General features: G+C 75.9%; 18 protein-coding genes. 10 read left to right on the plus strand and 8 right to left on the minus strand.

What is annotated here, in order from left to right:
* Positions 1–114: 114 nt before the first annotated feature.
* Positions 115–1,059: a DUF3027 domain-containing protein gene (locus tag NPS70_RS11900; RefSeq protein WP_256524137.1), complete on the minus strand. Its 945-nt coding sequence runs from the start codon at positions 1,057–1,059 to the stop codon at positions 115–117.
* Between the two features lie 381 nt (positions 1,060–1,440).
* On the opposite strand from NPS70_RS11900, the gene NPS70_RS11905 reads away from it, so the two are divergent.
* The 4 genes from NPS70_RS11905 (at position 1,441) to NPS70_RS11920 (ending at position 4,962) form a co-directional block, all read left to right on the plus strand.
* Positions 1,441–2,793, plus strand: a complete 1,353-nt coding sequence (locus NPS70_RS11905; protein ID WP_308315004.1) for an MFS transporter — start codon at positions 1,441–1,443, stop codon at positions 2,791–2,793.
* Positions 2,794–2,956: 163 nt separating this feature from the next.
* Positions 2,957–3,433: a DUF2771 domain-containing protein gene (locus NPS70_RS11910; protein WP_256524139.1), complete on the plus strand. Its 477-nt coding sequence runs from the start codon at positions 2,957–2,959 to the stop codon at positions 3,431–3,433.
* Between the two features lie 15 nt (positions 3,434–3,448).
* Positions 3,449–4,126, plus strand: a complete 678-nt coding sequence (locus NPS70_RS11915) for a futalosine hydrolase (RefSeq protein ID WP_256524140.1) — start codon at positions 3,449–3,451, stop codon at positions 4,124–4,126.
* Entirely contained in the window at positions 4,123–4,962 is an 840-nt protein-coding gene (locus NPS70_RS11920) for a 1,4-dihydroxy-6-naphthoate synthase (protein ID WP_256524141.1), read from the plus strand. The genes NPS70_RS11915 and NPS70_RS11920 overlap by 4 nt, the downstream gene beginning before the upstream one ends.
* An 84-nt stretch (positions 4,963–5,046) precedes the next feature.
* On the opposite strand, the gene NPS70_RS28520 is transcribed toward NPS70_RS11920, so the two are convergent.
* Positions 5,047–5,430 carry a cold-shock protein gene (locus NPS70_RS28520; RefSeq protein WP_308315005.1) on the minus strand — a complete coding sequence of 128 codons (384 nt, stop codon included), beginning with the start codon at positions 5,428–5,430 and terminating at the stop codon, positions 5,047–5,049.
* Between the two features lie 176 nt (positions 5,431–5,606).
* Between NPS70_RS28520 and NPS70_RS11930 the strand changes: the two genes are divergently transcribed.
* On the plus strand, positions 5,607–5,858 hold the full coding sequence (locus tag NPS70_RS11930; RefSeq protein ID WP_256524142.1) for a hypothetical protein: 252 nt from the start codon (positions 5,607–5,609) through the stop codon (positions 5,856–5,858).
* A gap of 61 nt (positions 5,859–5,919) precedes the next feature.
* Here NPS70_RS11930 and NPS70_RS11935 read toward each other — a convergent pair whose 3' ends face one another.
* Positions 5,920–6,555: an HAD family hydrolase gene (locus NPS70_RS11935; RefSeq protein WP_256524143.1), complete on the minus strand. Its 636-nt coding sequence runs from the start codon at positions 6,553–6,555 to the stop codon at positions 5,920–5,922.
* A 78-nt stretch (positions 6,556–6,633) separates the two neighbouring features.
* Positions 6,634–7,755, minus strand: a complete 1,122-nt coding sequence (locus NPS70_RS11940; RefSeq protein ID WP_256524144.1) for a hypothetical protein — start codon at positions 7,753–7,755, stop codon at positions 6,634–6,636.
* 136 nt (positions 7,756–7,891) lie between these two features.
* On the opposite strand from NPS70_RS11940, the gene NPS70_RS11945 reads away from it, so the two are divergent.
* Complete coding sequence (locus tag NPS70_RS11945; RefSeq protein ID WP_374211987.1) at positions 7,892–10,399, plus strand: helicase-associated domain-containing protein; 2,508 nt, start codon at positions 7,892–7,894, stop codon at positions 10,397–10,399.
* 93 nt (positions 10,400–10,492) lie between these two features.
* Here the strand turns inward: NPS70_RS11945 and NPS70_RS11950 are convergent, their stop codons facing one another.
* Positions 10,493–11,680 carry a hypothetical protein gene (locus NPS70_RS11950; protein ID WP_256524145.1) on the minus strand — a complete coding sequence of 396 codons (1,188 nt, stop codon included), beginning with the start codon at positions 11,678–11,680 and terminating at the stop codon, positions 10,493–10,495.
* A 432-nt stretch (positions 11,681–12,112) separates the two neighbouring features.
* On the opposite strand from NPS70_RS11950, the gene NPS70_RS11955 reads away from it, so the two are divergent.
* Positions 12,113–12,661 carry a hypothetical protein gene (locus NPS70_RS11955; protein WP_256524146.1) on the plus strand — a complete coding sequence of 183 codons (549 nt, stop codon included), beginning with the start codon at positions 12,113–12,115 and terminating at the stop codon, positions 12,659–12,661.
* Positions 12,658–13,299: a hypothetical protein gene (locus NPS70_RS11960; RefSeq protein ID WP_256524147.1), complete on the plus strand. Its 642-nt coding sequence runs from the start codon at positions 12,658–12,660 to the stop codon at positions 13,297–13,299. Before NPS70_RS11955 ends, NPS70_RS11960 begins: the two co-directional genes overlap by 4 nt.
* Before the next feature lie 104 nt (positions 13,300–13,403).
* Here NPS70_RS11960 and NPS70_RS11965 read toward each other — a convergent pair whose 3' ends face one another.
* Together NPS70_RS11965 and NPS70_RS11970 are read right to left on the minus strand one after the other, a co-directional pair.
* A complete protein-coding gene (locus NPS70_RS11965) occupies positions 13,404–14,129 on the minus strand; it encodes a hypothetical protein (RefSeq protein WP_256524148.1) in 726 nt (241 codons plus the stop codon).
* A complete protein-coding gene (locus tag NPS70_RS11970) occupies positions 14,126–14,635 on the minus strand; it encodes a sigma-70 family RNA polymerase sigma factor (RefSeq protein ID WP_256524149.1) in 510 nt (169 codons plus the stop codon). Before NPS70_RS11970 ends, NPS70_RS11965 begins: the two co-directional genes overlap by 4 nt.
* Positions 14,636–14,838: 203 nt before the next feature.
* Here NPS70_RS11970 and NPS70_RS11975 point away from each other — a divergent pair, with 203 nt between their 5' ends.
* Complete coding sequence (locus NPS70_RS11975) at positions 14,839–16,494, plus strand: DNA repair helicase XPB (RefSeq protein ID WP_256524150.1); 1,656 nt, start codon at positions 14,839–14,841, stop codon at positions 16,492–16,494.
* A gap of 34 nt (positions 16,495–16,528) precedes the next feature.
* On the opposite strand, the gene NPS70_RS11980 is transcribed toward NPS70_RS11975, so the two are convergent.
* Complete coding sequence (locus tag NPS70_RS11980) at positions 16,529–16,729, minus strand: hypothetical protein (protein WP_256524151.1); 201 nt, start codon at positions 16,727–16,729, stop codon at positions 16,529–16,531.
* Positions 16,730–17,104: 375 nt separating this feature from the next.
* Here NPS70_RS11980 and NPS70_RS11985 point away from each other — a divergent pair, with 375 nt between their 5' ends.
* Positions 17,105–19,201, plus strand: a complete 2,097-nt coding sequence (locus tag NPS70_RS11985) for a UvrD-helicase domain-containing protein (protein WP_256524152.1) — start codon at positions 17,105–17,107, stop codon at positions 19,199–19,201.
* Positions 19,202–19,464 lie beyond the last annotated feature (263 nt).

A 19,464-nucleotide genomic window follows, 5' to 3' on the forward strand; every position in this document is an offset into this window, starting at 1 on the left:
CCGCCGGGGCGTCGCCACACGTGGCCGCCCGCCATGTGTGGCTGCCCGCCACACGTGGTCGCCCGCTACACGTGGCCGTCACGACGCGAGGCCGCCGCCACGCGTGGGCCGCCGCTACGAGTGGCCGAGGTCCTCCGACTCGGCGTCGGTCTCGGTGGAGACCGACCCGCTGTCGCGGTCCGGGCGCAGCGGGAAGGCGTCCGCGGTCACCGAGTCGAGCACCGGCGGCGCCGGGACCGGCGGCTTCGGCATGACCGCCGCCTCCGAGTGGCCGCCGCAGCCGTAGGAGAAGGACACCACGCGTCCGTCCGCCGGGGAGAACTCGTTGGCGCAGATGCCGAAGGCCTGACCCAGCGACCCGGCGACCGGGACCAGGAAGCCGCAGGTCTGGCAGGAGGCCGGGGCCGCCTGCGCCATGGGCGTCTTCGGGCCGAAGGACTCGTCCCAGCGGTCGGCCGCGGTGTGCAGCCCGTAGCGGGACAGCACGCGGGCCCGGCGCATCCCGAGCTCCTCGGCGAGGGACGCGACCTGGCCGCGCCCGTTCTTGTCCTCCGCAGCGGCCTGCGGGGCGCGGTCGGTGAGCTCGGCGTCCTCGGCGTCGACGCGCTCGGCGAGGTCGTGCGAGGGCGCCGGCGCGGCGAGCGCGGAGTTCGGCGGCGGCTCGTCCTCGGCGGTGTAGCCGGGCTCCAGGCGCAGGTCCTCGGCGTCCGTGGGGAGCAGGTCGCCGGGGCCCATGTCACCGGGGCGCAGGCGTTCGCTCCAGGGGACCCACTCGGGGGCGAGGAGGGCGTCCGGTCCGGGCAGCAGGACGGTTTCGTCGAGCGTCACGAAGCGGGCGCGGGAGGCGCGGGCCACCGTGACGGCCCAGCGCCAGCCCCGGTAGCCGGGCTCCTTGCACTCGAAGAAGTGGGTGACGACCCGGTCCCCTTCGGAGACGAGGCCCACGTGCTCGCCGACCACTCCCGGGGCCGCGGCCTCCTCGGCCGCCTCCCGGGCGAGGTCTACCGCCTCGGCGCACAGGCGGTCGGGGGTACGGCTTCGCGTCGTCGCAGCACTCACAGGTCTCGCTTCTCTCCTACGCCGTCTCACGGGTGCGCGTGCCGGGCGGGAGGTACGGGGCATGGGCGGAGCGGACCTTCGGGCCGCATCGACGTCCACGCCCGGACCGCTCAGTTTCCGGGCACACCTGACGTCATCCATTCTGCGGGATGCCGAAGAGGCGCGCGGCCGAGAACAACCGCCGGTGGCGCGCTACGCACGCTACCCCCTTCACCGCTCCCCGCCCACATGCGCGTCCCGAGAAGGCACGGATCGACTTCCGCGGCGGGCGGTTCCGCGGGGCGCCGGAGAGCCCGCCGGAACGCCCTCCGCGGCCAACACGCCGCATGCGAGAGCGGTGATCGCGGTTCGCGAGGAGGGAGGTTGGGGCACTATGACGAGGTGGCAGCCGAAGGGTCGTCCGACACTGCCGGGCCGCTCGGGCGAGCGGGCCGGGCGGTGGGCCGCGCCCTGCACCGGCCCTTCACCGGCGCGGGGCGGCGGATCCGCAGGATCACCCACGCCCACGGCGCCGGGGAGTCGGGCCTCGGCAAACTGATCGAGCTGCACGCCGTGAACGGCGCGGGCGACGTCATGATCACCGTGGCGCTCGCCTCGACGGTCTTCTTCTCGGTCCCCACGGACGAGGCGCGCGGGCGCGTCGCCCTGTACCTGGCCATCACCATGGCGCCCTTCACCCTGCTCGCCCCGGTGATCGGCCCCCTGCTGGACCACATCCCGCACGGCCGCAGGGCGGCGATGGCGGGGGCGATGCTCGCCCGGGCGCTGCTGGCGCTGCTGATGTCCGGCGCGGTCGCCTCCGGGGGGCTGGAGCTGTACCCGGCGGCGCTGGGCGTGCTGGTGTCGTCGAAGGCGTACGGCGTGGTGCGCAGCGCGGTCGTGCCACGTCTGCTGCCACCGAAGTTCTCCCTGGTCAAGGCCAACTCGCGGGTCACTCTGTCGGGGCTGCTGGCGACCGGGATCGCCGCGCCGGTCGGGGTGGGGCTCCAGCGGATCGGGCCGGAGTGGCCGCTGTACGGGGCGTGCGCCCTGTTCGTCCTCGGCACCTTCTGGGCCTTCACCATGCCGCCGAAGGTCGACTCGGCGAAGGGCGAGCGCAAGGCCCACATGCTGACCCACGGGGAGAAGAAGCCGAGCCTGCGGACGGTGGGGCCCTCGGTGCTGCACGGCCTCCAGGCGAACGCGGCGCACCGCGGGCTGTCCGGCTTCCTGATCTTCTTCCTGGCCTTCCTGCTGCGCGACCATCCGCTGCCGGGCCAGTCGGCCGCGGTGTCCCTCGGGATCGTCGGCGTCGCGGCGGGCGTGGGCAACGCCCTGGGAACGGCCGTGGGCTCGTGGCTCAGGGCCCGCGGGCCGGAGGTGATCATCGTCACCATGCTGCTGCTGGTCCTCACGGCGGCGGTGCTGGCCTCGGTGTTCTTCGGGGCGGGCATGGTCGCGGTGCTCGGCGCGACGGCCGGGTTCTCGCAGGCGCTCTCGAAGCTCTCCCTGGACGCGCTGATCCAGCGGGACGTCCCCGAGCAGGTGCGCACCTCCGCGTTCGCGCGCTCCGAGACGCTGCTCCAGATGGCGTGGGTCGTCGGCGGGGCGATCGGCATCTCGCTCCCGCTGAACGGGACGGTGGGGATGGCGGTGGCCGCCTGCATCATCGGCACGGGGCTGCTGCTGGCGGGCCGGGGGCTGCTGAGCGCCTCCCGCCGCGGCAGTCCGCCGCGGTCGGCCCGGGTCGCCTGAGGCCGCCGGGAGCGGGGACGCGCGCGGCGGGGTCGCGGCGGACGCGGGGGACCCGCCGGGCGGGGCGCCGGCCTCACCCGGATGCGTCCCCCGCGGGGGACGACCGCGCGCCGCGCCGTACCCCCGCGACGCAGGGCCGACCGCGCCCGATAGCCTTCGGCCCATGACCGTTGCGTTCTTCTCCGGCAAGCGCCGCCGGGCCGCTGCCGCCCTCGGCGCCGTGTCCGCCGGCCTCCTCGTCCTCTCCGCCTGCGACAAGCCGACGCCGCTCGTGACGGTGACGGTCGGCACGGAGTCCGTGCACGCCGAGGCCACCTGCTACAACGACGGCAAGGCCATCAAGGAGTCCGAGGTGCAGAAGTGCCTCACCGAGGGCACCCCCACGAAGATCTCCTTCGGGCTCGACGACAAGGTCCGCATCGGCGTCGACCCCGAGATCGCGGACAACGGCTGGACGCTGCTCTTCGGTGCGCAGCCGGTCGAGCAGGAGCCGTACAAGAAGACCTACCGGACCATCCCCGGCAACGCGTTCTTCTCCTCCGCGACCGGTGAGCCGACCTCCTCGGTCGACGTGAACGTCATGGAGACCGAGGGCAGCAAGGTCATCGGGATCTACCGCTTCCAGTTCGAGAAGGACTGAGCCGGAAGGCCTGAGGTGCGCGTACTGGTCGTGACCGCCGTGGCGGCGGAGGCCGGGGCCGCCGCCGCGGGGGAGTCCGCCGCGCTGCCGGGCGGGTACGACCTGACCCGCGGCCCCGTCGTCGACGCGGTCGTCGCCGGGGTCGGCCCCGCCGCCGCTGCCGCCGCCACCGCCACCGCCCTCACCGCCGCCGGACCGGGGGCCTACGGCCTCGTCGTCTCGGCGGGCATCGGCGGCGGTTTCGTCCCGCACGCCCCGGTCGGCTCGCTCGTCGTCGCGGACGCGATCGTCGCGGCCGACCTCGGCGCCGACACCCCGGAGGGCTTCCTCCCGGTGGACGAGCTGGGCTTCGGCCGCAGCGTCCACCACCCCCCGGCGGCCCTGTCCGCGCGGATCGCCCGGGTGCTGGGCGCGGCCCACGCCCCCGTGCTGACGGTCTCCACCGTGACCGGCACCGCCGAGCGCGCCGCCGCGCTGGCCCGGCGCCACCCGCGGGCCGCGGCGGAGGCCATGGAGGGCTTCGGCGTCGCGGAGGCGGCCGCCGCGCACGGGCTGCCCGTGGTCGAGATCCGGGCGGTCTCGAATGCCGTGGGGCCGCGCGACCGGTCCGCCTGGCGCATCGGCGAGGCCCTGGACGCACTCCGCGGCGCCTTCCGCCGGCTCACCCCCGTCCTCGCCAAGGAGCAGCCGTGACCCTGTCGATCGCCTACTCCCCCTGCCCGAACGACACCTTCGTCTTCGACGCGTGGGCGCACGGACGGGTGCCGGGCGCGCCGGAGCTGGACGTCACCTTCGCCGACATCGACGTCACCAACGGGATGGCCGAGCGCGGGGAGCTGGACGTGCTGAAGGTGTCCTACGCGGTGCTGCCCTGGGTACTCGACGAGTACGCGCTGCTGCCGTGCGGCGGGGCGCTGGGGCGCGGCTGCGGGCCGCTGGTGCTGACCCGGGAGCCGGGCACCGGGCTGACGGGCAGGCGGGTCGCGGTGCCGAGCGAGCGCTCGACGGCGTACCTGCTGTTCCGGCTCTGGGCGGCGGAGGCCGTGCCGGGCGGCGTCGGCGAGGTGGTGGTGATGCCCTTCCACGAGATCATGCCCGCGGTGCGGGACGGTGCGGTGGACGCGGGGCTGGTCATCCACGAGGCGCGCTTCACCTACCGGCGCTTCGGCCTGCACGCGCTGGCGGACATGGGCGAGCACTGGGAGTCCACGACGGGGCTGCCGATCCCGCTCGGCGCGATCATCGCCCGGCGCTCGCTGGGCGCGCCGGCCCTTCGCCTGCTGGCCGACTCGGCGCGCGCCTCGGTGCGGATGGCCTGGGACGACCCGGCGGCCTCCCGCCCGTACGTCCTCGCCCATGCGCAGGAGATGGACCCGGCGGTCGCCGACCAGCACATCGGGCTCTACGTCAACGAGTTCACCCACGACCTGGGCGAGGCGGGCTACGCCGCCGTCCGCGGGCTGCTGACCCGGGCCGCGGCCGAGGGTCTGGTGCCCGCCCTCGGGCCGGACGCGCTGGACTTCGCCTGAGGGCCCGGCGGGCCGGTCGGACGCCCGGGCACCGACCGGCTCCGGGGGCCGGTCGGACGCCCGGCCGGGCGGAGCCGGTCGCGGTCAGACGTCGAGCTGGTCGGCGACCGCCCGGAGCAGTCCGGCGATCTTCTTCCCCTGCGTCTTGTCGGGGTAGCGCCCCCGCTCCAGCATGGGCGTGATGTTCTCCAGCAGTGTCGTCAGGTCCTGCACGATCGACGCCAGTTCGTCCGGCTTGCGGCGCTGGGCGGCCGCCACCGAGGGCGCGGGGTCGAGCAGGGTGACGGAGAGGGCCTGGTCGCCGCGCTGGCCCGCGACCACGCCGAACTCCACCCGCTGGCCCGGCTTCAGCGCGTCGACTCCGGACGGGAGCACGGACGAGTGCACGAAGACGTCGCCGCCGTCGTCGCGGGAGAGAAAGCCGAAGCCCTTCTCGCTGTTGAACCACTTGACTTTGCCGGTGGGCACGTCTGTCCTCGTCCTCGTACTCGTGGGGCGCCGGGCGCCGGCCGGGCGCCGGAAAACGGCTCTGGATAGCACTACAGCGGGCCGTCCGACCCGCCAGTCTCAAGGCTAATGGTCCACAGGCCGCTGACAAGACGTCCCCGATCGGTTCGTCCGCGGAGGGGAACTACCCTGGCCGAATGACTGCTACTCCTGCTGGCGACTCCGCGGCACCGGGTGACGGGCTGGTCCGCGTCGGCGCCGTCGTCTTCATCATCGGCGCGGTGGCCACTCTGGTCACGGTGGCCCCACTGTTCCTGGGGACCGACCCCTTCCCGACCCTCGCATATGCCGTGTCCATGCTGATGGGCGTCGGTTTCCTGATCGCCGGGGCCGGGGTGATGCGCTCGATCGCCGCGCAGCGGCGTCAGGCCGGATCTACTCGCTCCTGACCGCCGCCGGAGCGGGCCCTCCGCGCTCCGGCGTCCGCGGGCCGCACCGCGCGGGGCCCGTTCAGGACACGGAGCGGTGCTCCTTCAGCCACGCGGGGAACGCGGTCAGGTCGTCGAGCACCACGTCCGCCCCGGCCCCGCGCAGCGCGGCGGCGTCGCAGGGCCCCGTCGGCACGGCCACCGACAGCGCCCCCGCCGCCCGCGCCCCGCGCACGTCGCCGAGGTGGTCTCCCACGTACACGGCCGCGTCGTGCTCCCGCAGCGCCTCGGCCTTGGCCTCGGCCCACAGCCAGCCGATCGTGGCGTCCGGGGCGATGCCCAGGTGCGTCAGGTGCAGCACCGCGTTCGGCTGGTGCTTGGCGGTGACCACGATCGCCCGGCCGCCGAGCTCCCGTACCGCCTCGACCGCCTCCCGGGCACCCGGCATCGCCGTCGTCGGCCCGATCGCGTGGCGGGGGTACAGCTCCCGGTAGCGGTCGCCCATCTCCCGGATCCGCTCCTCGGGGAACCACTCGGCCAGCTCCTGCTCCAGCGGCGGGCCGAGGCGGGTGACCGCGAGGTCGGCGTCGATCCACACCCCGGTCTCCGCGGAGAGCGCCCGGTAGGCGGCGTGGATGCCGGGCCGGGAGTCGATCAGCGTCATGTCGAGGTCGAACCCGACCGTGAACGGCGTCCGGGGGGAGGCGTGCGAGGTCATGGCCCCCATTGTGCCGGTGCGCCCGGCGGCGCCGGACAGGCGTTCCCCGGGGCGCGGGACCGGCCCGGAGCGCCCGGGTCAGCGCGCCGCGCGGGCCCGCCAGAGGAGGAAGAGCGCCGAGGCGAGGGCCGCCCCCTTGAGCACCCAGGGCCACGTGCCGGACAGCGCCTCCCCCATGCCGCCCTCGGGGACGGCTGCCCCCCAGCGGCCGTCGAGGCGCCCCCAGAGCCAGACGAGCCCCGCGGCGACGGCCGCGCCCGGCAGGTACAGGACGGCCGCCTTGGACTGCCCCGGCGTCAGCCGCCGCGAGCCGTAGGCGATGAGCCACCCCGCCCCGAGCGCGATCAGGGAGCCGGCGACGGCACCGGCGACGAGCAGCACGGCGGCCAGCAGGAGCAGCGGACTGCCGAGGGCCCGCCCGCCCGCCGGGGCCTCCTCCGCCGCAGGGGCCGCTGCTGCGCCGCGGCGCAGCAGCCGCGGCAGCAGGCGGCGCCCGGCCCGCGGGGCGTCCGGTGCGCCGTCCCCGTCACCGGCGCCGTCGTCCTGGTCCTCGTCCTGCTCATCGCGCGGCGGCCGGAGTATCTCCGGCACCTCCACCCCGCCGACGAATCCCGGGACCCGGGCTCCCGCGCCGAACGGCCCCGCGTCGAAGGGGTCCGCGGCGGACGGGGCGGCGCCCATCCGCCACCAGTCCGGTTCGGAGCCGGCGGTGCCGAGTTCGTCCGTGCCCGCCAGGTGCGGCGGGGAGGCGGCGGGCGGGCCCGGCGCCTCACGCGTCCGGGGGCGGGGCAGCCGCAGCCGCGCCCGGGGCCCGGTCCGCTCCGGGGACGGCTCCGGCGCCCCGGAGGGCTCCGTCCCGGGAGCCGCGGCGGCCTCGGGCACGGGGGCCGCCTCGGGCACGGGGGCCGCCTCGGGCACGGCGGGCGAGGGGCCGCCCCGCGGCGCCTCCGGGGGCGCCGCGGCACCGGGGCCGCCGGAGGCCGCCGCGGCGACCACCTCGTGCGGGGTGCCCAGACGGCCGAGGATGCGGCGCACTCCCGCCGGGCTGCTTCCGCCCACCCGGCCGCGCTGCTTCTCGATCTCGCCCCGCAACTCGGTGACCAGCCGCATCCGCTGCCCGGACGGCAGCTGGGCCTGCTGGGCCAGGTCCCCGACCCGGCTCAGGTAGTCGTAGACCAGCTGGTCGCTCTCGATCCCCACGGACGTCCCCTGCGCCGACTGCGTGTCCCCGGCGGACCGCGCCACCGCCCCGGACCGGAAGGCTCTCCGGCCGAGGCGCTCCGGCCCGGCCCGCCCTGCCCCCGACCGTAGCGGTCCAGCGGCTACCGTGGGGCGGATGGGGACGATGCCCGAGGGAAGCGGCGGCGGCACGGCCGCCGGACCGCGTACGCTCGCCGAGGCGCTGCGCGCCCGCGGCGACGACGAGCTGGCCGCGCTGCTGCGCGCCCGGCCCGATCTGCTGAGCCCGGTGCCGAACGACGTCACCCAGCTCGCCACCCGCGCCGCGACCCGTGCCTCCGTGGTGCGCGCCCTGGAGCACCTGGACCGCTTCACGCTGCAGACCGCCGAGGCGCTGGCCGTCGCGCCGGATCCGGCCGGCCTGGGCGAGCTGCGGGCCCTGCTCACCGGCGACGAGCCCGGCCCGGAGATCGCCGCGGCCCTTCCGCACGCGGTCGGCGAACTGCGGCGGCAGGCCCTGGTCTGGGGGGACGACGAGCGGCTGCGGCTGGTGCGCGTCGCCCGCGAGCTGCTCGCACCGTCCCCGAACCGCCCCTCGCCGACCGGCCTGGGGCCCACCGTGGCCGAGGCGACCGCGGGCATGTCCCCGGGGCGGCTCCAGGAGCTGATCGCGGCGGCCGGACTGCCCCCGACCCACGATCCGGTGTCCGCGGTCGCGGCGCTCACCGCCCTGTTCCGCGACCGCGAGCGGATGGGCCTGCTGCTGGACTCCGCCCCGCCCGAGGCGCTGGCCGTGCTCGACCGGCTGGTCTGGGGCCCTCCGTACGGGGAGGTGACCGCCGCCCCCGCGCCTCCGGTGCAGTGGCTGCGCGACCGGGGCCTGCTGCTGCCCGCCTCGCCGAGGACCGTCGTCCTGCCCCGGGAGGCGGCGCTGCACCTGCGCGGCGGGCGGGCGCACCGGTTGCCTGAGCCCGTGCCGCCGACGGTGGCGGCGAGCGCCGAGCGCCGCCCACAGGTTGTGGACGGCACCGCGGCCGGACAGGCGTACACGGCGCTCACCACCGTCGAGGACCTGCTCAAGGACTGGCACGAGGGCGGCCCGCCCGTGCTGCGGGCCGGGGGGCTGTCGGTGCGCGACCTCAAGCGCACCGCGGTCGCGCTCGACACCACGGAGCCGCTCGCCGCCTTCTGGCTCGAACTGGCCTACGCCGCGGGCCTGCTGGCCTCCGACGGCGAGGCCGACGAGCGGTACGCGCCCACCCCGGCCTACGACGAGTGGCTGGAGCTGCCCCCGGCGGAGCGCTGGGCCGCCCTGGCACTCGCCTGGCTGCCGGGCACCCGCGCCCCCGGCCTGGCCGGCGGACAGGACTCCAAGGGCCGCGCGCTGTCGGCGCTCGGCCCGGGGCTGGACCGCCCTGCCGTCGCGGAGGTCCGCCGCAGGGTCCTCGGCCTGCTGGCCGGGCTGCCCGAGGGCGCGGTCCCCGACGCGGCTGCGCTGCGCGACCGGCTGCGCTGGGAGCGGCCGCTGCGCGGTGAGGGGGCGGGCGCGGGGCGCGACCTGCGCGACCGGGCCGCGGACTGGGCGCTCGCCGAGGCCGAACTGCTGGGCGTGACGGGGCGCGGGGCGCTCTCCGCACACGCCCGCGCACTGCTGCCGCCCCCCGACGCCGACGGCGGGGCCGCCGGTCCCGGCCCGGACGCGGCCGCCGCGGACCGGCGCGCCCGGGCCGTGGACCTCCTGGCCGCCCTGCTGCCCGAACCGCTCGACCACGTGCTGCTCCAGGCCGACCTGACGGCCGTGGCCCCCGGCCCCCTCCAGCGCCCCCTCGCCGAGGCGCTGTCCGTCCTCGCGGACGTCGAGTCCAAGGGCGGGGCGACCGTCTACCGCTTCACGCCCGGCTCGGTGCGCCGGGCCCTGGACGCCGGGCGTACCGCCTCCGAGCTGCACGCCTTCCTCGCCGCCCATGCCCGCACCCCGGTACCGCAGCCGCTCAGCTACCTCATCGACGACGTGGCCCGCCGCCACGGCCATCTGCGGATCGGCGCGGCCTCGGCGTACGTACGCTGCGACGACGACGCCCTGCTCGGCGAGATCCTGGCCGACCGGCGCGCCCAGGGGCTCGGCCTGCGCCGCCTCGCACCCACGGTGCTCGCCGCCCAGTCGGACCCGGGCACCCTGCTGGAGGGGCTGCGGGCGATGGGCTTCGCCCCGGCGGCGGAGTCGGCGGAGGGCGACGTGCTGATCACCCGCGCACACGCCCGGCGCACCCCGCCCCGCACGCCTCCGTCCCCCGTGCCGGACGGCCCGCCGGTACCCGACCGGACGCTGCTCGGCGCGGCGGTGAAGGCGATCCGGGCAGGCGACCGGGCCGCCACCGTGGAGCGCAAACCGGCACCGGCCGCCGCCGCCCGGCCCGTCGCCGACGGCGGCGCACTGCCGCGCACCAGCCCGGCGGACACCCTGGCCACGGTCCAGGCCGCGGCCATGACCGGCTCGGCGCTGTGGATCGGCTACGTGAACGCCGACGGTGCCGCCAGCCAGCGGGTCATCGCACCGGTCCGCGTCGAGGGCGGCTTCGTCACGGGCTACGACCACACGGCGGACGAGGTGCGCACCTACCCCCTGCACCGCATCACGGGCGTCGCCGAACTCGCCGAGGACTGACGGGCCGCGCGGGCCCCGGGCCCGCCCCGGCCGGGGGCGGCTCCGTCCCTCCCCGGGGCGCCCCGTCCCGGAGACGCCCCCGCCGGGGGCGCGTCACCCCGGGGGGCCGCCGTCCGCGGGGCGGCGCCCCGAGGCGAGCCGGATGCCGAGCACCCCCGCCCCGGCCAGCAGCGCGGCCAGGACGGCCGCGCCCGCCAGCACCCCGGCGGGGTAGCCGATCGCCGGGTCCATGGCGCTCCAGGCGGCCGAGGCGACCGCCCCGCACGCCAGACCGGTGCCGACCACGGCGGTGTAGCCGAGGAGGAACTCCTCGCTGCCGATCGCGCGGACCCGGCCGCGGGTCAGGCCCAGGGCGCCGAGCAGGCGGTCGCCGCCGCGCCCGGCGGCCGTGCGGTCGATCGTGCCGAGCGCCAGCACCAGGAAGGTCAGCGAGCCGAGCACGGCGACTCCCCCGAGGATCCAGGAGACGAGCTCCGACTCCTGGAGGACGAGGTCCGCCGCGGACACCACGTTCAGCGCAGCGGGGTGGGCGAGGGCCGCCGCGCGGATCGCGTTCTCGAAGCGCGGCTCGCGCGGGGCGATCACCGCCAGCTCGCCCTCGGGCGTGGGGCTCAGGGTGCCCGGCGGCACGAGGCGCAGCCGCGCCGGGGTGCCGAGCAGCACCGCCAGGCGCCGGGAGCCCTCGGCCGTCAGGCTCCCGGTCGCCCCGCAAGCCGCCGTTCCGAGCAGCCGCGCGGCGTCGGCGCAGCCGAGGCCCACGCGCAGCACCGGCGGGCCCGAAGAGCCGGACGGGCCGGAGTCCTGCGGTGCGAGCGGGACCGCGACGGCACCGGGCAGCCCGCGCAGCAGCACCCCGGTGTCCACCCGGTCGAGCGCCCCGCGCAGCACGACGGCCTCCGCGGCCGGGTCCCTCGGCGGCGGGGCGTCGAGGTGGCGGACGGCGCCCATCCAGGCGGCGACCACCGGGGCGAGGACCAGCAGCGCGGCGACGCCGTACAGGGGGCGGACCGCCGACCGCGGGTCGTACTGGAGCCGCCGGCCCGCGAGCACGCCCCGCGGCCCGGACGCCCGGTCCGCCATCCGCCCGCCGACGGCCCGGGCCACCACCGGCAGTGCCGGGGGGACGCCCACCGCGAGCAGGACCACCCCGGCGAGGGTCGTCGTCGAGGCCGCCTGGCCGTCCCTCAGCTGCGCCAGCGCCAGCAGCACCAGCCCGGCGGCGGCCGGCGCCGTGCGCGCCACCGGCAGGCGGGGGCGCCCGGCCCGGGGACGGGGCGCCACCCGGTGCCGGCTCCCCCGGCCACGGCGCTCCGTCACCAGGGCCAGGGCCGCGAAGAGGCAGGGACCTGCGGAGCGGGCACTACGGCCGGTTCCCACCGGACGGGGCGTGGTGAACGTCCGAAAGGCGGCAGCCGTCGGCGACTTCGCTCACCACAGCTGTAACTGACAGAACGTCAACAGTTGTGCGGCGACAAGCCGTTGGGCTGGAAACCCGTTGCTGTCGAACATCCGTCTGACTAACTTTGGCTTTGACCGAAGGTCGGTTCACGGGGGAACGACGCACGACGGTCCGCTGCCGCGACACGGGCGAGTGCGCTCTCACGCGCCGCCTTCGGCCTCGCGGTCCGGACATCCGCTCCCCATGCGTGCACACGGCCGACACCGCCTGCTGCGGATCGACCGGCCGCCGCGGGCACGACACGGGGATCCTCATTGAGAACTTCTCATCTGCGCACCGGAGCACGGATAGCGACTGCCGTCACCGCGGCGACGGCCATCGGACTGGGCGGGGCGGCCACTGCCCATGCGGACTACTACGACGGGGGCATGCCCGGCCGCTCGTTCAACGTGAAGGCCGTGGGCATCAACGACACGTGGGTCGGGTTCCTGGACACCGGCCGCAAGAACTGGAACAACGCCAAGGCCGGCGTCTCGATCGGCCGCAAGTCCAGCGCCAAGGCCACGTTCACGGCCGCGCGGTACAAGGAGAGCTGGTACGGCCTCTACGCGCCGTCCGGCTGGCGACCCGTCAACCGCGTGTTCAAGATCAAGGTGAACGCGCGAACCCTCAGCCGGGACGCGGGATCCAAGATGACGGAGTGGTCCCGGAGCACCGTGACACACGAGCTGGGACACGCCCTGAGCCTCGACGACAACCCGGGGACCAAGAAGGCGTCGCTGATGAAGCACGGCCGCAACCGGGCGAAGGTGCAGAAGCCGCTGGCGTACGACGTCTCCGAGGTGAAGAGGATCTACCGATGATCAAGCTGCGCCGTCTCACCGCGGGCGGATGCGCGGTTCTCGTCGCACTCGCCGCCTCCGGCTGCTCCGCCGGCGATCCCGCCGAGACCGAGACCGGCTCCGGAAAGCCCGGCGTCGTCGCCTACGAGGCGGACTACCCGGCCTTCGACTCACTCGACGCGGTCGTGAAGGAGGCGGACACCATCGTGAAGGGCACCGTCGTCGGCTCGAAGGTCGAGGAGCTGATGCCGGAGGTCTCCACCGGGGGCGACCCGCTGACCAACCCGCAGGCCGGCCTCTCCGAGGAGGAGGCGCGGGAGGTCGAACCGGTGGTGATCACCGTCTCCACGGTGAAGGTCTCCGAGGTGCTGGCCGGTGACGTGAAGGCCGGCGACACGGTCGAGGTCAGCCAGCTCGGAGGCACGCTCGACGGGACGACGTACCGGGAGGAGCACACCACGACGCTGGCCGAGGACGGCACCCAGTACCTGCTGATGCTGGCCGACCACGGCGACTCGTCGCCGTACGACCTGCTCAACCCCGAGCAGGCCCTGTACACGGTCGGCACCGACGGGACAGTGCAGCCCGCCGCCGACGGCGGGTTCGGGGAGGCGGGGACGATCGCGGGGCTCAAGGACCGCGCGGCGCGCGTCAGGTGAGCGAGGCCGGTGCCGCGGTCGCGGCACCGGCCGACACGGCTCACGGGCAGTGACCCAGGGGGTGCCGTCCGCGGGCGGCACCCCCCTTCCGCCCGGTGCGGTGCTCAGCCCCCCAGCCCCAGGGCCTTCAGCACCGCCGGGCTCAGCTCCACCTCGTTGCCCTCGGCGGGCACGGCCCCGGCACCGGCGACTCCGTAGGCGCCCTGGACGGTGTTCACCAGGGTGAAGCGGCCGTCGTCCTGACGCTCCAGCAGCAGCACGTACTCCCTGCCGGCCACCAGATCGGCCGTCTCCGGCCCTCCGCCGCCGGGCGGTGTGTAGCGCACGGTGAGGGACCTGCCGGGTGCGGAGCCCTTCGCCGTCGCGAGCACGTCGGCCGGGGCCTCGGTCGAGGTCACGTCGTCCACCGTCCGCTCCGTGCCGCCGCCGAGCTTCGCCCGCACGATGAGGTCGGCGGCGTCCTCCAGTTCCGCGGCCGAGGCGTAGTGCGGTTCGTCGGCGACGAGGCCGCCCCCCGTCGCTCCCCGACCGGCCAGGACGAGCACCGCCGCGACCGCCACCGCGGCCGCGCCCGCGAGGGAGGCGACCAGCGGTCCGAGCCGCCGCGGGCGCGCTGCCGCCCGAGGAAGGCTGCCCACCGCGGCCGGGGGCGCGGGTGGGACGGCCGCCCCCACCGGGGGTTCCCCGTCCACCAGTGCACTCAACTCCCGCAGGGCACGAGCCGACAGCCCCGGCCCCGCCGCGGCGGAACCCAGTGGGTCGGCCTGGCGGATCAGCTCGGCGGCGCGCTGCGCGGACACCGGGGACCCCTTGGACTGCATACGCTTCATACCGACTCCCGGGACGAGGTGTGGATCTCACGGAATGCCTTGCGCGCGCGGTGCAGGCGCACCCACACGGCTGATGTGCCGCAGTCGAGGAGGCCCCCGATCTCCGCTGCCGCGAGACCGTCCCAGTAGCTGAGCAGCAGAATCTCGCGGTGCCGCTCGGGCAGCCGGTCGAGTGACTCCAGCACTGCCGAGGTCTCTGCCGACGCCGGTGCGCGGCCCAGTTCCTCACCGATCCGCCCGTACAGCTCCGCCAGCCGGGCACTCGACCGGTAGTGGTTGCCGAGGAGGTTCCTGGCGGTGACGAAAAGCCACCCGGGGGTCGTCTCCGCCCCACCGAGTTCGCGCTCCCAGGCGATCCGGAAGACTTCCGCGGTGATGTCCTCGGCCACCCCGGAGTCACCCGTCCTGCGCCGTGCGAAGGCGTGCACACGCGGGTACTCCCGGGTGTACAGGCCGGTGAATCGCGCGCTGCGGCTCCGCTCGCTCACGGTCTGCTTGTTCTCCACACCCGTATATGTCCTGAGCGGGCCCCGTCCTTACCGGCAGCCGCGGAATCGTCCGCCGTTTCCGTCCGGGCCCGGGAACGCCCCGGCCCGCCCTGCCACGGGGCGGCGGGCCGGGGCCCGGCCGCCCCGCCGTCCGGCCGTCATGCGGCACACTGGAGGTTTGGCCTCCCCGAGGCATCGGCCTGAACCGGAAAGGCGCGGGAGTGAACGGTCCTCTTATCGTCCAAAGTGACAAGACGCTTCTCCTGGAAGTCGACCACGAGCTGGCGGACGCCTGCCGCCGGGCGATCGCGCCCTTCGCGGAGCTGGAGCGCGCGCCGGAGCACATCCACACCTACCGGGTCACCCCGCTCGGGCTGTGGAACGCCCGGGCCGCCGGGCACGACGCCGAGCAGGTGGTGGACGCGCTGGTGGAGTACTCGCGCTACCCCGTGCCGCACGCGCTGCTCGTGGACGTCGCCGAGACGATGGCGCGCTACGGGCGCCTCACGCTGAGCAAGCACCCGGTGCACGGCCTGGTGCTGACCACCACCGACCGCCCGGTGCTGGAGGAGATCCTGCGCTCCAGGAAGATCCAGCCGCTGGTCGGGGAGCGGATCGACCCGGACACCGTCGCCGTGCACCCCTCCGAGCGGGGGCAGATCAAGCAGACCCTGCTGAAGCTCGGCTGGCCGGCCGAGGACCTGGCCGGGTACGTGGACGGCGAGGCGCACCGGATCGAGCTGGCCGAGGACGGCTGGGCGCTGCGCCCGTACCAGAGGCAGGCAGTCGAGGGCTTCTGGCACGGCGGCTCGGGCGTGGTGGTGCTGCCCTGCGGCGCGGGCAAGACGCTGGTGGGCGCCGGGGCGATGGCGCAGGCCAAGGCGACCACGCTGATCCTGGTGACCAACACGGTCTCGGCCCGCCAGTGGAAGCACGAGCTGGTGCGGCGCACCTCGCTCACCGAGGACGAGATCGGCGAGTACAGCGGGACGAAGAAGGAGATCCGGCCGGTCACGATCGCCACCTACCAGGTGCTGACCACCCGGCGGAAGGGCGTCTACCCGCACCTGGAGCTGTTCGACTCCCGCGACTGGGGCCTGGTCGTCTACGACGAGGTGCACCTGCTGCCCGCGCCGGTCTTCAAGTTCACCGCCGACCTCCAGGCCCGGCGCCGGCTCGGGCTGACCGCCACGCTGGTGCGCGAGGACGGGCGCGAGTCCGACGTGTTCTCGCTGATCGGACCGAAGCGCTTCGACGCGCCCTGGAAGGAGATCGAGGCGCAGGGCTACATCGCCCCGGCGGACTGCGTGGAGGTACGGGTCAACCTGACGGAGTCCGAGCGGCTGGCCTACGCCACCGCCGAGACCGAGGAGAAGTACCGGTTCTGCGCCACGACGGCGACGAAGCGGCGGGTGACCGAGCAGCTGGTCGCCAAGCACCGGGGGCAGCAGATCCTGGTGATCGGCCAGTACATCGACCAGCTGGACGAGCTGGGCGAGCACCTCGGCGCCCCGGTCATCAAGGGCGAGACCCCGAACGCCCAGCGGGAGAAGCTCTTCGACGCCTTCCGCAACGGCGAGCTGAGCGTGCTGGTCGTCTCCAAGGTGGCGAACTTCTCGATCGACCTGCCGGAGGCGACCATCGCGATCCAGGTCTCGGGCACCTTCGGTTCACGCCAGGAGGAGGCGCAGCGGCTCGGCCGGGTGCTGCGTCCGAAGGCGGACGGGCACAAGGCCCACTTCTACTCGGTGGTCGCCCGGGACACCATCGACCAGGACTTCGCGGCGCACCGCCAGCGCTTCCTGGCCGAGCAGGGGTACGCCTACCGGATCGTGGACGCCGACGACCTGCTGGCGGAGCGGGACGGGCCGGCCTGAGGCCGGTCCCGCGGCGCGCCGCGCCGCGGTGGGGTCAGCGGCGGCGGACGCCCGCCTCCTCGCCGTACTCGCCCAGCACGACGACGGAGAAGAAGGTCTCCGCGAACACCCTGGCCGCCCGGACGGCGTCGCCGAGGCGGTGGCGGGGGTGGGGCGCGGTTCCGATGGCGGTGGCACCGCGGCGCGGGGCGCCCGGGCCCGCCGGGTTGCCGGGGGTGAAGGTCGCTGTGCTCATGTATCCAGGGTGCGCCTTCTCACCCGCTCGGAGCATCCCTCCCGGGGCCTGGTGCGGAGCCCCGGCGGCTACGACCCGGGGCGGTCTCCTCTCCGCTTCCGGGAGGACCCGCCCCTGAGGCGGCCTGAGGGTCGCCGCGCCCCGGCCCCGCGCGCACGAGGGCGGGGCGCCGGCTTCCCGTCCCGGGGCGTCGCGCCCGGCCCGGGACGGGGAAATCCGTTCGCTCCCGGGCGGCGCTCTGACTAGAATCGCCGGCTTGCCCCGGGCCGCGCCCGGGTCCTCCCGCCTCCCTTCGCCGGAGTGCCGCCGCCCGGACGGAAACCGGCCGGTCCGCCATGTCGTGATCACGCAGCACCATCGAGCCGGAGGCAAGCCGTGCCCGCGCACGTTCCCGTACCCGCGACCGAGTCCGCCGACGACGCACCCGCAGCGCCGCCCCCCGACCCCGCCGCGCCCGGCCCCGGCCCGCTCGGCAGGGAGCGGGCGCACCTCTCCGCCTCCCGGGCCGCGCTGCGCGCGATGCGGGAGGACGTGCAGTCGCTGGACATCCGGGACGTGACGGCGAACTGGGTCAACGCGGCGGTCCTGGAGGCGCAGATCGAGGACCGGATCAAGGCGCTGGCCGACCTCGCGCACACGCCGCTGTTCTTCGGGCGGCTCGACTACCTGCTCAGCGCGCAGGAGGGCCAGAGCTTCTACATCGGCCGCCGCCATGTGCACGACGCCGGGGGCGACCCGATGGTCGTCGACTGGCGCGCCCCGGTGTCGCAGCCCTTCTACCGGGCCTCGCGCCGCGACCCGCAGGACGTCGCCCTGCGGCGCCGGTTCGGCTACACGGGCGGGGAGCTCACGGCGTACGAGGACGAGCACCTGACCGACCCGGAGGAGGTGGAGCGCACCTCGCGGCTGCTCCAGGCGGAGATCGAGCGGCCGCGCGTCGGCCCGATGCGGGACATCGTGGCGACGATCCAGCCCGAGCAGGACGAGATCGTCCGCAGCGGGCTGTCCGGGACGGTGTGCGTGCAGGGCGGCCCGGGCACCGGGAAGACGGCCGTGGGCCTGCACCGGGTGGCCTACCTGCTGTACGCGCACCGGGAGCGGCTGGCCAGGACCGGCACGCTGGTGATCGGGCCGAACCGCTCCTTCCTGCACTACATCGAGCAGGTGCTGCCCGCCCTCGGCGAGTTGGAGGTGCGGCAGTCGACGGTGGACGAGCTGGTCGCCCATGTCGAGGTGCGGGGTGCGGACGAGGCGCGGGCGGCGGTGGTGAAGGGCGACGCGCGCATGGCGGAGGTGCTGCGGCGGGCGGTCCGCTCGCATGTGTCGATGCCGTCCGAGGCGGTCGTGGTGGTGCGCGGGTCGCGGCGCTGGCGGATCCCGGCGTACGAGCTCCAGGAGATGGTCCGCGAGCTGCTGGAGCGCGACATGCGCTACGGGGCGGCCCGCGAGGCGCTGCCGCAGCGGATCGCGCACGCGGTGCTGGTGCGGATGGAGCAGGCGGGCGAGGCGCCGGACGACCGGGTCCAGGACGCGGTGGCCCGCAACGCGGCCGTGAAGGCCGCGGTGAAGGCGCTCTGGCCCCCGGTCGACCCGGCGAAGGTGGTGCTGCGGCTGCTGTCCGACGCCGCGTTCCTGGCGGAGCACGCCGAGGGGGTGCTCACCGCGGAGGAGCAGGCGGCGGTGGTGTGGGCGAGGCCGCCGCGCAGTGTGCGCGCGGCGCGGTGGTCCCCGGCGGATGCGGTGCTGGTCGACGAGGCGTACGACCTGGTGCGGCGCACGCAGTCGCTGGGCCATGTGGTCCTGGACGAGGCGCAGGACCTGTCGCCCATGCAGTACCGGGCGGTGGGCCGCCGCTGCTCGACGGGGTCGGCGACGGTGCTGGGCGACCTGGCGCAGGGGACGACGCCGTGGGCGACCGGCTCGTGGGCGGACGCGCTCGGGCATCTGGGCAAGCCGGACGCGGCGGTGGAGGAGCTGACGGCGGGCTTCCGTGTGCCGCGCGAGGTGATCGCCTACGCCTCGCGGCTGCTGCCGCACATGTCCCCGGGCCTGGCTCCGGTGTCCTCGGTGCGGGAGAACCCGGGGTCGCTCGTGGTCCGCGAGGTGGCGCAGGAGGAGCGGGACGCGGCGGTGGTGGCGGCCTGCACCGGGTCGCTGGCCCGTGAGGGCTCGATCGGGCTGATCGCCGCGGACGACCGGGTCCCGGCGCTGGCGCGGGCCCTGGCGGCGGCGGGCATGGCGCACCTGGAGCCGGGGACCGAGACGACGGCCGCCTCCCGGCTGACGCTGGTCCCGGCCTCGCTGGCCAAGGGCCTGGAGTACGACTACGTGGTGCTGGACGAGCCGGCGGCCGTGGTGGCGGGCGAGCCGGACCCGCGGACGGGGCTGCGGAGGCTGTACGTCGCGCTCACCCGGGCGGTGTCGGGTCTGACGGTGGTCCACGCCCGGCCGCTGCCGCCCGAGCTGCGCTGACGGCAGGGGGCTGACGTCAGCCGGCAGGCGGCGGGCGGCGGACGGCGGACGGCGGGCGGCGGACGGCGGGACGGGGGCCGGGACCACGTCCGGAACGGACGGCGGGACGGGGGCCGGGACCACGCCGCCTGCCGCCCGCCCACCGGCCGGTTCCCCGTCCGCGACCCGGCCCCGGCTGCGCCGATCCGCCCCCCGGGGATCGGTGCCCGGCCCCGCGGGCCGCCGGTCGCACGGGCCTCCCGGCAGGCGCGCGCCCAACAAAT

The organism is Streptomyces sp. C10-9-1, assembly GCF_024497955.1.
GTDB lineage: Bacteria > Actinomycetota > Actinomycetes > Streptomycetales > Streptomycetaceae > Streptomyces > Streptomyces sanyensis.

Coding starts and splice junctions, on each gene's coding strand:
- NPS70_RS11935 (WP_256524143.1), bottom strand. CDS start 6,555: ATGACCTCGCACGCCTCCCCCCGGACGCCGTTCACGGTCGGGTTCGAC.
- NPS70_RS11930 (WP_256524142.1), top strand. CDS start 5,607: ATGACTGCTACTCCTGCTGGCGACTCCGCGGCACCGGGTGACGGGCTG.
- NPS70_RS11910 (WP_256524139.1), top strand. CDS start 2,957: ATGACCGTTGCGTTCTTCTCCGGCAAGCGCCGCCGGGCCGCTGCCGCC.
- NPS70_RS11960 (WP_256524147.1), top strand. CDS start 12,658: ATGATCAAGCTGCGCCGTCTCACCGCGGGCGGATGCGCGGTTCTCGTC.
- NPS70_RS11965 (WP_256524148.1), bottom strand. CDS start 14,129: ATGAAGCGTATGCAGTCCAAGGGGTCCCCGGTGTCCGCGCAGCGCGCC.
- NPS70_RS11945 (WP_374211987.1), top strand. CDS start 7,892: ATGGGGACGATGCCCGAGGGAAGCGGCGGCGGCACGGCCGCCGGACCG.
- NPS70_RS11980 (WP_256524151.1), bottom strand. CDS start 16,729: ATGAGCACAGCGACCTTCACCCCCGGCAACCCGGCGGGCCCGGGCGCC.